Consider the following 13,216-nt stretch of genomic DNA (forward strand, 5'->3'; position numbering starts at 1 on the left):
CGTCGCGGTCCGTCACGGCAGCCGCATTGCATGACAATGCGAGATGACGCATACTCTTCCTATGTCTAAGGTTCTCACCTCCCTGCCCACCGGCGAGCGCGTCGGCATTGCCTTCTCCGGCGGCCTCGACACCTCCGTCGCGGTCGCGTGGATGCGCGACAAGGGTGCTGTCCCGTGCACCTACACCGCCGACATCGGTCAGTACGACGAGCCCGACATCGCGTCGGTGCCGGGGCGTGCGTCGGCGTACGGTGCCGAGATCGCGCGCCTGGTCGACTGCCGCGCGGCGCTGGTCGAGGAGGGGCTGGCCGCCCTCACCTGCGGCGCGTTCCACATCCGCTCGGGCGGGCGCTCCTACTTCAACACGACGCCGCTGGGCCGCGCCGTCACCGGCACCCTGCTGGTCCGCGCGATGCTCGAGGACGACGTGCAGATCTGGGGCGACGGATCGACGTTCAAGGGCAACGACATCGAGCGGTTCTACCGCTACGGCCTGCTGGCCAACCCGCACCTGCGGATCTACAAGCCCTGGCTCGACGCCGACTTCGTGACCGAGCTGGGCGGCCGCAAGGAGATGTCGGAGTGGCTGCTGGCCCACGGCCTCCCCTACCGCGACAGCACCGAGAAGGCGTACTCCACCGACGCCAACATCTGGGGCGCCACCCACGAGGCCAAGACCCTGGAGCACCTGGACACCGGCGTCGAGACCGTCGAGCCGATCATGGGCGTGCGGTTCTGGGACCCCTCCGTCGAGATCGCCGCCGAGGACGTGACCATCGGCTTCGACCAGGGCCGCCCGGTGACGATCAACGGCAAGGAGTTCGCCACCCCGGTCGACCTGGTGATGGAGGCGAACGCCATCGGCGGCCGTCACGGCATGGGCATGTCGGACCAGATCGAGAACCGGATCATCGAGGCCAAGAGCCGCGGCATCTACGAGGCGCCCGGCATGGCGCTGCTGCACGTGGCGTACGAGCGGCTGGTCAACGCGATCCACAACGAGGACACCCTCGCCCAGTACCACAACGAGGGGCGGCGCCTCGGCCGTCTGATGTACGAGGGCCGCTGGCTGGACCCGCAGGCGCTGATGGTGCGCGAGTCGATCCAGCGCTGGGTCGGCGCCGCGGTCACCGGCGAGGTGACGCTGCGGCTGCGGCGCGGCGAGGACTACTCGATCCTCGACACCACGGGCCCGGCCTTCAGCTACCACCCGGACAAGCTCTCGATGGAGCGCACCGAGGACTCGGCGTTCGGCCCGGTGGACCGCATCGGCCAGCTCACCATGCGCAACCTCGACATCGCCGACTCGCGCGCCAAGCTGGAGCAGTACGCCGGACTCGGCCTGATCGGGACCGCGAACCCCGCCATCGGCGCGGCCCAGGCCGCCTCGACGGGGCTCATCGGCACCATGCCGGAGGGCGGCGCCGAGGCCATCGCCTCCCGCGGCGAGGCCGCCCGCGGCGGCGACGACGAACTGCTCGACCGCGCCGCGATGGAGTCCGGCAACGACTGACGGCTGTGTCTGACGGGGACGGCTGACGGTGACGTCCGACGCCGACGGCTGGAGGCCGACGGCCGCGCTCTCCGGCTCCGGCACGCACGGGCCGCCGTGCCCCTGGCGACGTTCGACGTTTCAGGGGCACGGCGGCCCGTGCCGTCGGTGCCTGTCACGAGGACCCGCGCGGTCGGCCGCTCAGCCCGCGTGGGGGCACCGGCCCTGTGCGCGGGCCGCCGCGTCCGCGTCCAGGCAGAAGTTCGGGAGCAGCTCCGCTTCGTCGTAGTAGCGGTGGAAGACGGGGGTGGCGCCGCCCGAGACGGGCGGCACGATCCAGCTCCAGTCGGCCGGTACGGTGCGGCCGTGGCGCTCCTCCTGGGCCAGGTGGGCCAGGAAGTGCCGCGACTCGGTGTGGTGGTCGGTGATCCTGACACCCGCGCTGTGGAACGAGTGCAGGACCGCGATGTTCAGCTCCACCAGGGCCCGGTCGCGCCACAGGGTGGCCTCGCTTCCGGTGTCCAGGCCGAGGCACCGGGCGATGACCGGGAGCAGGTCGTAGCGGTCGGTGTCGACGAGGTTGCGGGCGCCGATCTCGGTGCCCATGTACCAGCCGTTGAACGGCGCGAGGGGGTAGTCGACGCCGCCGATCCGCAGCCGCATGTGGGAGATGGCCGGTACGGCGTACCAGCGCAGCCCCAGCGCCGTGAGCTGCGGGAAGCGCGGATGCGCGAGGGGCACCTCGCGCACCAGCCGGCGGGGCACGTCGAACAGCTGGGGCTTGTCCTCGGGGAGGTCGATGACCAGCGGCAGGATGTCGAAGGGTGTGCCCGGCGGCTGCCAGCCCAGGCGCCGCACGGCGTCGGTGAAGTCCGCGAGCGCGGGGTCGCCGGTGACGGTGCCGTCCTCATGGCGGTGGCCCGCGTAGCGGATGAGCTGGTCGTTCCACAGACGGGGCGCCGGCCGCCCGGGCGCTTCGGGTGCGAAGACCGAGATGACGGGCCGGATACGGCCCCCGTTGGTGGCGATGACCAGGTGGTCGCACAGATGCCGGTGGATCTGTTCGGCGCCGGTGGCCGCGCGCCGGTCCAGGACGCGCAGGCTGTTCCAGTACAGGCGGCCGATGCAGCGGCTGGAGTTGCGCCAGGCGACACGTGCCCCGAATTCCAGCTCGGCCCCGGTGTGCCGGTAGGTGCCGGTTTCGCCGATGGCGGCGCGGACCTCGGCCAGGCGCCGTGCCAGGGGAGTGGCCTGCCCGGGCCGCTCGGCGTGGAACTGCCGCAGGAACTCCTCGGCCTCCTCCCGGTCGGTGACGGGGACACCGCCCCCGCCGTGCGTGCCGTCCCCGCCGTGCGTGCCGTGCGCGGTGTTCACCGGGACTCTCCCGCACCGGCGCGACGTCCGCGTACCAGCGAGGTGCCGAAGACGGTGTCCCAGTACGGCGCGGAGATGCCGAACCCGCGGGTGTCGTCGCGGAAGTGGTGGCGCATATGGAGCCTGCGCAGATGACGCAGCAGCCGGTTCCTGGGGCCCGCCTGGTGCAGACAGAGGTGGAAGAGGTCGTAGGCGAGGTAGCCGAACGCGTAGCCCGCGCCGAAGGTCAGCGGCAGCGAGGCGGCACCGCACCCCAGGAGGAGGGCGCCGCCGACCATCGGCACGCTCAGCACGGGGCTGAGGACGGAGCGGCGCACGTCCTGCGGATAGGCGTGGTGGATGCCGTGCAGCAGCCAGTGCAGCCGTGCCCCGATGCCGCGCTCGGGCTCGTGGTGCAGCACCAGCCGGTGCCCCCAGTACTCGGACAGCGTCCACACCGCGTACCCGGCCGCCGCCCAGCCCGTCAGGGCCCATGCGCCGCCCTGCCCGCGCGCGCCGTACACGCACACCGCCATGACCGGGACGTACAGCAGGACGGCCACACCGGGGTGTACGTGCACGAGACGGTCCAGCACCGGGTGGGCGAACTCGGCCGGTGCCCGCCCGCGCCTGACGGCGCCCTTGCCGGACGCGGGCACGGTGCTCATGCGCTGGTCCTGTCCTGCGTGGCGGTGCGCGCGGCGACGTCGCGCGCGGTGCTCTTCCCGGGGAGGGCCGTGGCGCGCGAGGGGGCCGCCGGGGCCGTGCCGGGGCCGAAGACACGCTGCTCGTAGGCGCGGCGCGCGTCGGCGTCGGTGGTGCGCAGCAGTTGGTCGGCCTTGAGGAAGCGGCCCAGCACGTCCCGCAGGTTCTGTGGCACGAGCAGGAGCAGCCGGGTGAGCGAGTTGGTCCAGCCCGGTACGTACACCGCGTAACGGCGCGGGCGGCGCGCTGTGCTCACGACCCGGCCGGCGATGTCGACGGGCGTGAGCATCGGCACGAAGCGGCCCTTGCCGACGCCCGAGGTCAGCTTCGTGGCGGCCGGGATCGGCAGCACGATCGACAAGTGCACGCCGGAGCCCCGCAGTTCGCCCCGTACGCTCTCGGACAGGCCCGTCACCCCGTGCTTGGCGGCCGAGTAGGTGGCGCAGCCGGGCAGTCCGATCATGCCCACGGCCGAGACCATGTTGATGATGTGCCCCCGGCCGCGACGCCGCATGGCGGGCAGTGCGGCCTTCATACCGTGCGCGGTGCCGAGCAGATTGACGTCGAGCTGGTGGCGGGTGGCCTCGTCGGACTCCGCCTCGAAGCGGCCGACCAGCATCTCGCCCGCATTGTTGACGAAGATGTCGATGGGGCCGTGCACGGCCTCGACGTCCTCGAAGAAGCGCCGCACATCGGCGGGCCGGGTGACGTCGAGCGCGTAGACGCTCACACCGATCCGTTCGCCGACGGTGCGGGCGTGGTCCAGATCGCGGGCGCCGATGGCGACGTGCGCGCCGTGGGCGCGGAAGGCCACGGCCGTGGCCAGGCCGATGCCGCGGCTGCCGCCGGTGATGGCGACGACCTTGCCGGTGAGGTTGAGGAACACGGGTTCTCCTGAGAGGTGGGTCGGACGGTTCGGTCGGACGACGGTCCGTTGGGACGGGGCGGCGGCAGCGGCCGGTGGTGGTGAGGTGTGGTGTGTGGTGTGGGAAAAGGGGCGTGGTCACGCGGGCGAGGTGTAGCGGCGCCGGTGCCACACCAGCGGCACACCGGGGCGCTGCCCGGCGGCGCGCACCAGCCCCGTGAGGATGGTGTGGTCGCCTCCCGGGTACAGCCCCACGACCTCGCAGGCCAGCCACACCAGCGCCCCGCACAGGACGGGCACCGAGGCGACGGGTTCGTGCGGCAGCCCGTCGAAGCGGTGCGCCGGGTCGGGCGCGGGACGCGCGAACAGGTCGGCGACCGCCGCGTCCCGGGCGCGCAGCACGTTGATGCCGAAGACGCCGTGGACACGGATACGGGCCAGGGTGCGGCTGTCGTTCGCCAGCGCCGCCAGGGCGAGCGGAGGGTCCCGGGAGAGCGAGCACACGGCGCTGGCCGTCATCCCGCAGGGCCCCTCGGGCGCGTAGGTGGTCAGGACGCTGACCCCGGCGGGGAGCTGGGCGAAGGCGTCCCGGAACTGCCGCGCGGACACCTGCCCCTCGGCCGGCGCGACGGGTGGTGCGAGGGCCGGACGCTCCATGTCACCCACCCGTCGCGGGGAGGGGAGCGCCGACGGGCCCGGCGTCCGTGGCGTCGACGGTCTCGGTGACGGTGGTGTGCCTGCCGAACAGGCCGCGCAGGATCAGGCCGATGCTCTCGGAGAGTGCCTGACGGGCGACCGGATCGAGTATCGACGCCAGACTCGGCATGCCGAGATCGAAGGTGGCGGTGAAGTCCACCCGCACACACGGGTCGTCGTCCGCCCCGGCCGCGGCCACCCGCCATGTGCCCTCGAACCGTTCGAAGTCGCCCTCGGTCTGGGTGAATCCGATGGTGAGCGTGTCCGGGTCGACGCGGTCGCGCTCGGACCAGCACAGCACGCCGTTGCGGAAGTCGACCGTCCAGTGCGAGGCGACTGCCCCGTCGGACAGCTCCGTGACGGTCACCTCCCGCACGGTGGCGGTGTAGCGGGGGTAGGCGGAGAAGTCCGCGAGCCGGGTGAAGACCTCGGCCGGACCGGCGCCGGGCACGAACGCCTTCAGTGTCACGCTGGGCATGGGCTCATATCCCTTTCCGTACGGTGGAGACGGTGGTGACGCTGGTGTGTGCGGTGCCGTGCCCTGCGGCGTTGGTGCGGGCCAGGGCGCGGGCCGCCGTGGTGAACACCTCGCGGAGGGTGTCCAGGTCGCGGGAGGTGAGCAGCGCGGGCGGGGTCAGCCGCAGCACCCGGTGGGCATTGAGCGAGTGGTTGACCAGCACGCCCGCGTCGACGAGCTGGAGGAACAGCTCCCCGGCCAGGCCCTCGTCGGCGAGTTCGATGCCGATCAGCAGGCCGCGTCCGCGGATGTCCACGAGCGCGGTGCCCCGCAGCGGTGCGAGGGCCTCGTGCAGCAGACGCAGCAGGGTGTCGCCGAGATCGGCGGCGCGCCGCACCAGGCCCTCCTCCTCGATGGCGTGCACGGCCGCCTCGGCGGCGGCCATCGCCACCGGCGCCCCGGCGAAGGTGGAGGAGTGCAGGAACGGGTCGCGGTCGAAGGGCGCGTACGCCTGCGCGGTGGCCACCGCCGCCGCCACCGGCACGACGCCGCCGGAGAGGTTCTTGCCCACCAGCAGGATGTCGGGCCGCACGTCCTCCTCGTCCGCGCCCCACCAGCTGCCCAGCCGTCCGAGACCGGTCTGGATCTCGTCCAGGACGAACAGCGCCCCGTGGCGGGCGCACAGGCGCTGGACGTCGGTGAGGTAGCCGGGCGGCGGCACGATCACTCCGCCCTCGCCCTGCACGGGCTCGACCACCACGCACGCCTCAGGGCCTTCGCGCAGCACCGCCTCCAGTGCCGCCGCGTCTCCGTAGGGCACGTGCTCGGCGGGCAGCAGCGGCCGGAACGGGTCCTGGTAGAGCGGCTCGGCGGTCAGGCTCAGGGCACCGGCGGTCTTGCCGTGGTAGCCGCCGGTGGCGGAGACGAGGCGCCGTTTGCCGTGCGCGCGGGCGAGCTTGATGGCGGTCTCGGTCGCCTCGGCGCCGGAGGTCACGAAGTGCACGTGGTCCAGGCCGGGCGGGGTCACCCGCGCGAGGGCCGTTGCCGCGCGGGCGACGCGGGGCTCCAGGAGGAGGCGGGTGGCCATCGGGTGACGGTGTATCTGCTCGATCACCGCCTCCATCACCCGCGGATGGCGGTGGCCCAGGAGGAAGACGCCGTAGCCGGAGCAGTCCAGGTACTCCTTGCCGTGCGTGTCCCACACCTTGGTGCCCTCGGAGGCGACCTCCACCACCGAGCCGGTGAGCGCGGCCAGCCGCGCCCGGCCGTGGTTGACGTGCCGACGGTAGGCGTCCAGCACCGCTTCGGGGCTCTCCAGCACGCTGTCGCGGCGGGCGGGGCCGGTGCGGCCGGTGCGGTCGGTGCGGCCCGTAAGGTCCGTATGGTCCGTGCGGCCCCGCGCTCCGCCGACGGGGTGGAGCCCCTCCACGGGATGGGGCGGGGCGTGGTGTCGGTGGGTGCTCATCCGGCAAGCAGCTCCTCGCCCGGCCCGGCCGCGGCGCCGGGGGCGGTACGGCACGTGTGCGCGCCGCCGTGGTGCCGCGCGCCGTGCGCGGGCGCGAGGCCCTTGGCGCGGGCCAGGTGGGTGACGGTGCGCAGCAGCGCGGTCTCCACCTCGGCCGTGCTCGGAGCGGCCACGGCGACGGGCGCGGCGACGGGCGCGGCCCCCAGACTGGTGGGGAAGGGACCGGCGTCGGCGAACAGCGCGGTCAGGGCGAGCATGTCGTCGAAGCGGCGCCGCATCCCGGGCCGGAGCGTGCTGATGAACACCGGGCGGATCAGCCTGTCGACCATGTCCTGGCCGACCATGCGGGGCATGACGGGTGTGATCCCCAGTTCCGCACCGGCCTTCGCGGTCAGCTCCAGCAGACGCTCGACGGCGATCGCGTTCTCTCCCGCGGTCACCCACACCTCGCCCCCGGTGCGGCCCTCGGCGACGAGCCTGGCGAGCACGCGGGCCACCAGGTCGCAGGGCACGAAGTCGACCCGCGAGTGCCGGGGTGCGGGCAGCAGCGGCAGCAGCCCGCGCAGCAGGGACAGCAGCACGGCGTGCATGCCCTGGAAGGCGGAGATGTGCCCGGTCACCGAGTCCCCGATGACGACAGAGGGGCGGACGATCACCGCGGGGACGCCGCTGTCGCGGACCACGGCCTCGCCCGCGCGTTTGGAGTCCACGTAGTCCTCCGGGCGTGCGGAGGCGTCCCCGGTGTCCTTGCCGAGCCCGGCCCTGGTCAGTTCGCGCCGCGCGACGAAGGCCGTGGACAGGTGGTACAGCCGTGCGTCCGCGTCGGCGGTGAAGTCCGCGATCCGGCGCGTACCCGCCTCGTTGAGCCGGTGAGTCGTGTCGGCTCCGCTGCTGAACCCGGTGACGGCGGCGGCGTGCACGACCACGTCCACCCTGCGGGCCAGTGCGGCGTAGTCCGCCTTGCCGAGCCCCAGGCGGTACGCGGTCAGGTCGCCGCGCACCTGCTCGTCGGCGCCGGGGCAGGGCGCCCGGTGGGTGAGGGCGATGACGTGGCAGTCGGCCAGCTCCGGCAGCAGCGCGGTGCCGATGACACCGGAACCGCCGGTGAGCAGCACGGTCGGCCGCGCGGCCGGTGGAGCGGCGGGCAGCGCCACGGAAGCGGGCACGGACACGGGTGTGGGCGCGGGTGCGGACAGGGGAGAGGGAGCCGGCGCCGACGCGGCGGCGACCGGTGAAGAAGTGGATACGGGCGGCGTCGAAGCGGAAACGGATGACGAAGCGGATACGGGCATGGACACGGGCGTGTCACCTCGCGATGCGGAAGACGGAAGAAGCGGACGCGGACGGGCCCCGCGCACCCCGAGCCGGGCGACAGCACCCGGACACGGGAGCCGACGGCGGCGCCGCGATGTGGTGGACCGGGGGGCGGGACAGGGCTTGTCAAAGACCGGGGCGCGGTCTCAGGGGATGCGCAGCGGGCGGCCCGTGAAGTGCTCGGCCAGCGCGGTGGCCATGCGGTCCCGCGCGGGCGGGTGGAAGGCCAGCGCGCGGCAGGCGGAGCTGAGACAGGCGATGTCACCGGAGGAGAGGAACGCCATGCCGCCCAGCGCTTCCACACACTGCTCCGCGACGCGGCCGATGAGCAGTTGCGCGGTGTAGCGGCAGGCGAGCGCGTCGGCGAGGACGGTCTCGTGCAGTCCGTCTGCGACCTTGCGGGCCACCCCCTCCAGCGCGAGTACGGCGCCGTGCACGGCGGTCGCGGCCTCGGCCCGTACCGCGTCCCCGGCCTTCGGCACGGCCAGGACGCGCTCGACCAGCGCGGAGACGACCCCCAGATAGCTCGCGGTCATCAGCGCCTCGAACCACACGAAGCCCGCGGTCTGGAGCCGGTCGAGACGGCCGTCCTCCGTGACACCGGTGCGTACGACCAGTTCGGGAGGTACCTCGACGTCCTCCAGCACGACCTCGTCGCTCTCCGCGCCCGCCAGGACAGGGCTCTTCCAGAACGGGCGCACCGATACCCCGGGCGCGTCGGCCGGCACCAGCACCACCGCCAGACTCGGGGCGCCGCCGTCCGGGCCCGGCAGGGCCACGGACGCGGTCAGCAGATCCATGGAACGCGCCAGGCTGCACGGTTTCTTGGCGCCGCTGAGCCAGATCTTGCCGTCCGCGCCCTCCCCCTCCACGCGCGCGGTCAGGGCGGGGGAGAGGACGCCCTGACCCGTGGTGCCCTCGGCGAAGCCGGAGGCCAGCAGCAGATTGTCGTGCGCGACGGCGGCGAGCAGCATCCACTCGGGGCCGCCGCTCGCGGCGGCGGCCTCCGCCAGCGAGGCCACGGAGAAGTGGTGCATGGTGGTGGCCACGGCCAGCGAGGGCGAGCGGGACCCCACCGCGCGCTGCACCCGTACGGCGCTCAGCAGACCGGCGCCCTTCCCGCCGTGTTCGGCGGGCACCACGAGCCCGGGGCCCCCTGCGGCGCGGAACGCCGTCAGCGCCTTGCTGCCGGGCCGCTCCAGCTCGTCGAGCGGCGTGACGGCGAGGAACTCCTCCAGGCCGGGCAGGACATGGCGCAGATGTTCTCTCTCGCGCTCCAGATACCGTGTGCCCACCGGGCACCCCCCGTGCGTCGCTGGCTGGACTGACCGATCAGCACCGCGCGCCCTGTCGCCACCTTCTCCGGCGACGGCGGCCGGTGCATGAGGCATCACCCTAGGAACGCGCTCTTCAGGAGACGTGCAGCGCGGATGCAGCCGGGGGTAAGGACTCCGGCAAGGTTGAATCCTTGACGAGTGCGTGACGTACGCGCCTGTCCCTCGCTCCGCCCCGTCCGTCACTCCGCGAGGAAGAACCGCCGGTGCAGTCGGGCCGGCGGCGCGGGCGCCCACCAGTTGGCCCGCCCGGCGAGCCGCATGACGGCGGGCACCAGGACGCCCCGTACGAGCGTCGCGTCCATCACCACCGCCAGGGCCAGGCCGGTACCGAGCAGCTTCAGCGGGGTCAGGCCCGACGTGGCGAACGACAGCAGCACGGCCGCGACGAGCGCCGCCGCCGCGGTGATCAGTCCGCCGGTGCGCTCCAGGCCGCGGGCGACCGCCGCCGTGTTGTCACCGGTCCGCACATACTCCTCCCGGACGCGGGAGAGCAGGAACACCTCGTAGTCCATGGACAGCCCGAAGGCCACGCGGAACATCAGCACTGGTGTGTCCACGTCGACCAGACCGGTGACGGTGAAGTCGCCCGCCAGCCACGGCAGATGCCCCTCCTGGAAGACGTACACCATCGCGCCGAACGTGGCGGTGAGGCTCAGCAGGTTGAGCACGACCGCCTTGACGGGAATGAGCACGCTCCCGGTGAACAGGAACAGCAGCACCAGCGCTCCGGCGGGCGCCGGGGTTCCGCGTACGGCACGGACCAGGCGCAGGCCCTCCGTCGAGTAGGGCTCGGTGCGGGAGACGACCGACAGCCAGGTGCCGCCGTCCTCGGAGCGGAAGCGGGCCGAGGAGGCGCGGGGCGGTACGACCAGGCGCCCGGCCCGGTAGGACCCGGTTCAGACGCGCGGTGAGGCGGCGGCCCCGTGTCTGTACGCGCTGGTCGTCCACCTCGTTCATCCCGGTCCCGCCGCTCATGGTCTCGATCAGGAACACCAGGTGCGGGGAGCCGGAGCCGAAGCGCGCTTCGAGCAGGGACTCGGCACGCGCCGTGGCCGAGCCGGGCGCGGTGGTCCCGCCCTGGGAGAGCCGGGATTCGACGTCGGCCCCGAACGGCACCGCGACGGCGACCGCGAGCACGGCTGCGGCCAGCACCAGCAACCGCCGCCGGGCCAGCCACGCGCCGAACCGCTCCAGCGGCGACGTCCGCCCCGCCCCGGCACTCTGGGCGCTCGGCGGCACGGGTGCGGGCGCGGGGGTGGGTGTGGGAGCGGACGCCGACGGGGGTGCGGTGTGCGGCGCGGAGTGGGAGACCACGGCTCCTCCTCGGGCTGCCGTCGGGGCAGACCTGCCGGATGCGCGTCAGCGTAAGGAGCCGTCTCGCAGGGGGCGTTCAGCGCGGATGCAGCGCGGTGGCAAGGGTGCGCCAGGGATGCGACGTGCTCGCGCGGCCACGGCGACGCCGAAGCGCCGCCGCACCACACCACCGCCTTCAGCGGTGACCCCGTGCCCCGACCCGCAGCCGTACCGCCGCCTCCAGGCCACCTCCGGGGGCCGCGTCCAGGGTGAGCCGCCCGCTGTTGGCGCGGGCCAGCGACGAGGCGATGGCCAGGCCGAGACCGGAGCCCTCACCGGGGGCCGTGTCGCTGCCGCGCCAGAAGCGCTCGCACGCGTGCCGGCGTTCGGCCGCGCTCATGCCAGGACCCTCGTCCCGGCAGGAGACACGCACGTGGCGGCTGTCCGCGCGCACGGCCAGCCGCACCCGGGAGCGGGGCGGTGCGAGGGCCAGCGCGTTGTCGAGGAACACGTCCAGGATCTGGTCGAGGGCTCCGGGCACGGCCGCCGCCACGACGGGCTCACCCGCCACCTCAAGCGTCACCTGCCGCGCCTCGGCCTCCGGCAGCCACGCGGCGGCCCGCTCCCGCACGACCGCCAGCGCGTCGAAGGACCGGACCGGGACATGGCGTCCCTCGCTGCGCGCCATGGTCAGCAGCGCGGAGAGGATGCGGCTCATGCGGTCCGCCTCCGACAGCACATGCTCCAGCCCCGGCAGCCCCTCGTCGGCCAGGTGCGGCTCCAGGTTCTCCAGCCGCAGCCGCAGCGCCTGGAGCGGGCCGCGCAGTTGGTGGGAGGCGTCGGTGAGGAACGCCTTGCGGGCCGCGGCCCGACGTACAGGACGCCAGCGCTGATACACGGCCAGCGGCAGCGCCAGCAGCGCCCCGGCCGCCAGCACGGCCACACAGCGGTGTCGCACGGAGACTTCCACTCCTTCCCCCGGCCGGTACCGGCCATCGGGGCGACGGCCGGCACAGCCCATTCGTCCGAGGGCCCCGCCCAGGGGCCGTCTTCGGGCAGACGTGGTCCCGAAGCCGTACGGAAGCGGTAGCGGCGCCTACCGTCCCCGTGTCACCGCCGTACGCACGCTCCCGTCACGCGTCCCGCCCCGGCCCCCGGCCCCCGACCCCCGCACCGTCGTCCCGGGCTCCGGTTCACGCCGCCCCGGGAAGGGCGAGGCGGAAGCCCACTCCGCGCACCGCCCGTATCCACTGCCGGTGGCCCAGCTTTCCGCGCAGCGTGCCCACATGGACGTCGAGCGTGCGGGTCGAGCCGTACCAGTTCGTGTCCCACACCTCGTTGATCAGGTCCTCGCGCAGCCGGACCGCACCCGCGTCCGACATCAGCGCGGCCAGCAGATCGAACTCCCTGCGGGTCAGCTCGACCGCCCGCCCGTCCACCGTGGCGCGCCGGGCCCGTGCGTCCACGGCCAGCGGCCCGTAGCGGCGCACAGCGCGGCCCGCTCCCGCTCCCGCGTCCGTGCCGTCCTCGTCCTCCCCGGGGCCTTCGCCGCCCGGTTCCCGTTCCCCCGCGCAGCGCCGGTTGCCGCGCGCCCGGCGGCACACCGCCTCCATCCGTGCCATTAGCTCGCGCAGGCTGTACGGCTTGACCACGTAGTCGTCCGCGCCCTCCTGCAACAGCAGCACCCGGTCCAGCTCGTCCTCGCGCGCGGTCACGGCGATGACCGGCACCGAGGAGTTCTCCCGCAGTCTCCGGCACACCTCGTGCCCGTCCAGGTCGGGCAGGCCCAGGTCCAGCAGGACGAAGTCGGCCTCCTGGGCGCAGGCCACCGCCTGCCCGCCCTCGTGCAGATGCCGCACCTCGTGTCCGAACCGGCGCAGCCCTTCCGCGAGCGGGCCCGCGATGTGCTCGTCGTCCTCCACCACCAACACGCGCATGCTCGTTTCCCCCGAATTCCCCCGGAACCCCCGTGGCCGACGCGCGTGGCGGGCACGTTCCCGGACGCGCGGCGTTTCCTCCGAGCGTAGGACGGAAGCGGTGCGGGCTCGACCATCGCTGCCGACTGCACCCATCGCCCGTCCGCCCGTCGGCACCGTCCGCCCGTTGTCCGGCCGCCGTCCTGGTTGTCGGCTTCCGCGCCCGGCAGTGCCCGGACGTGGCCCGCCCGGGGCGGGCGCCCCCCGCGCGCCGGTGGGGGGGCTGGGGGGCGGCCGGGGGGCCCCGGAAACACCGGCGCCCC

General features: G+C 73.8%; 12 protein-coding genes. 1 reads left to right on the plus strand and 11 read right to left on the minus strand.

Annotated features, from left to right (window positions below; all coding sequences use genetic code 11):
- Window positions 1–61 precede the first annotated feature (61 nt).
- Window positions 62–1,513 (plus strand): argininosuccinate synthase, encoded by a 1,452-nt coding sequence (argG, locus tag ACWGJ2_RS19395; protein ID WP_453347348.1) that lies wholly within the window; start codon window positions 62–64, stop codon window positions 1,511–1,513.
- 180 nt (window positions 1,514–1,693) lie between these two features.
- Here argG and ACWGJ2_RS19400 read toward each other — a convergent pair whose 3' ends face one another.
- From ACWGJ2_RS19400 to ACWGJ2_RS19450, 11 genes are all read right to left on the minus strand, one after another.
- Complete coding sequence (locus tag ACWGJ2_RS19400; protein ID WP_453347349.1) at window positions 1,694–2,866, minus strand: nitric oxide synthase oxygenase; 1,173 nt, start codon at window positions 2,864–2,866, stop codon at window positions 1,694–1,696.
- A complete protein-coding gene (locus tag ACWGJ2_RS19405) occupies window positions 2,863–3,513 on the minus strand; it encodes a sterol desaturase family protein (protein ID WP_453347350.1) in 651 nt (216 codons plus the stop codon). Before ACWGJ2_RS19405 ends, ACWGJ2_RS19400 begins: the two co-directional genes overlap by 4 nt.
- Entirely contained in the window at window positions 3,510–4,436 is a 927-nt protein-coding gene (locus tag ACWGJ2_RS19410) for an SDR family oxidoreductase (RefSeq protein ID WP_453347351.1), read from the minus strand. Before ACWGJ2_RS19410 ends, ACWGJ2_RS19405 begins: the two co-directional genes overlap by 4 nt.
- 117 nt (window positions 4,437–4,553) lie before the next feature.
- Window positions 4,554–5,072: a flavin reductase family protein gene (locus ACWGJ2_RS19415; protein WP_453347352.1), complete on the minus strand. Its 519-nt coding sequence runs from the start codon at window positions 5,070–5,072 to the stop codon at window positions 4,554–4,556.
- A gap of 1 nt (window position 5,073) precedes the next feature.
- A complete protein-coding gene (locus tag ACWGJ2_RS19420; protein ID WP_453347353.1) occupies window positions 5,074–5,589 on the minus strand; it encodes a type II toxin-antitoxin system RatA family toxin in 516 nt (171 codons plus the stop codon).
- A gap of 4 nt (window positions 5,590–5,593) precedes the next feature.
- Entirely contained in the window at window positions 5,594–7,033 is a 1,440-nt protein-coding gene (locus ACWGJ2_RS19425) for an aspartate aminotransferase family protein (protein ID WP_453347354.1), read from the minus strand.
- The gene (locus ACWGJ2_RS19430; RefSeq protein ID WP_453347355.1) at window positions 7,030–8,199 is read right to left on the minus strand and encodes an SDR family oxidoreductase; all 1,170 of its coding nucleotides are present in this window, start codon (window positions 8,197–8,199) and stop codon (window positions 7,030–7,032) included. Before ACWGJ2_RS19430 ends, ACWGJ2_RS19425 begins: the two co-directional genes overlap by 4 nt.
- A 294-nt stretch (window positions 8,200–8,493) precedes the next feature.
- Window positions 8,494–9,642, minus strand: a complete 1,149-nt coding sequence (locus ACWGJ2_RS19435; RefSeq protein WP_453347356.1) for an acyl-CoA dehydrogenase — start codon at window positions 9,640–9,642, stop codon at window positions 8,494–8,496.
- Between the two features lie 221 nt (window positions 9,643–9,863).
- Window positions 9,864–10,403: an MMPL family transporter gene (locus ACWGJ2_RS19440; RefSeq protein ID WP_453347357.1), complete on the minus strand. Its 540-nt coding sequence runs from the start codon at window positions 10,401–10,403 to the stop codon at window positions 9,864–9,866.
- A gap of 770 nt (window positions 10,404–11,173) precedes the next feature.
- Window positions 11,174–11,935 (minus strand): sensor histidine kinase, encoded by a 762-nt coding sequence (locus ACWGJ2_RS19445; protein ID WP_453347358.1) that lies wholly within the window; start codon window positions 11,933–11,935, stop codon window positions 11,174–11,176.
- 235 nt (window positions 11,936–12,170) lie between these two features.
- Window positions 12,171–12,914 carry a response regulator transcription factor gene (locus ACWGJ2_RS19450; protein WP_453347359.1) on the minus strand — a complete coding sequence of 248 codons (744 nt, stop codon included), beginning with the start codon at window positions 12,912–12,914 and terminating at the stop codon, window positions 12,171–12,173.
- Window positions 12,915–13,216 lie beyond the last annotated feature (302 nt).

This window comes from Streptomyces sp. NPDC054796, assembly GCF_053611545.1.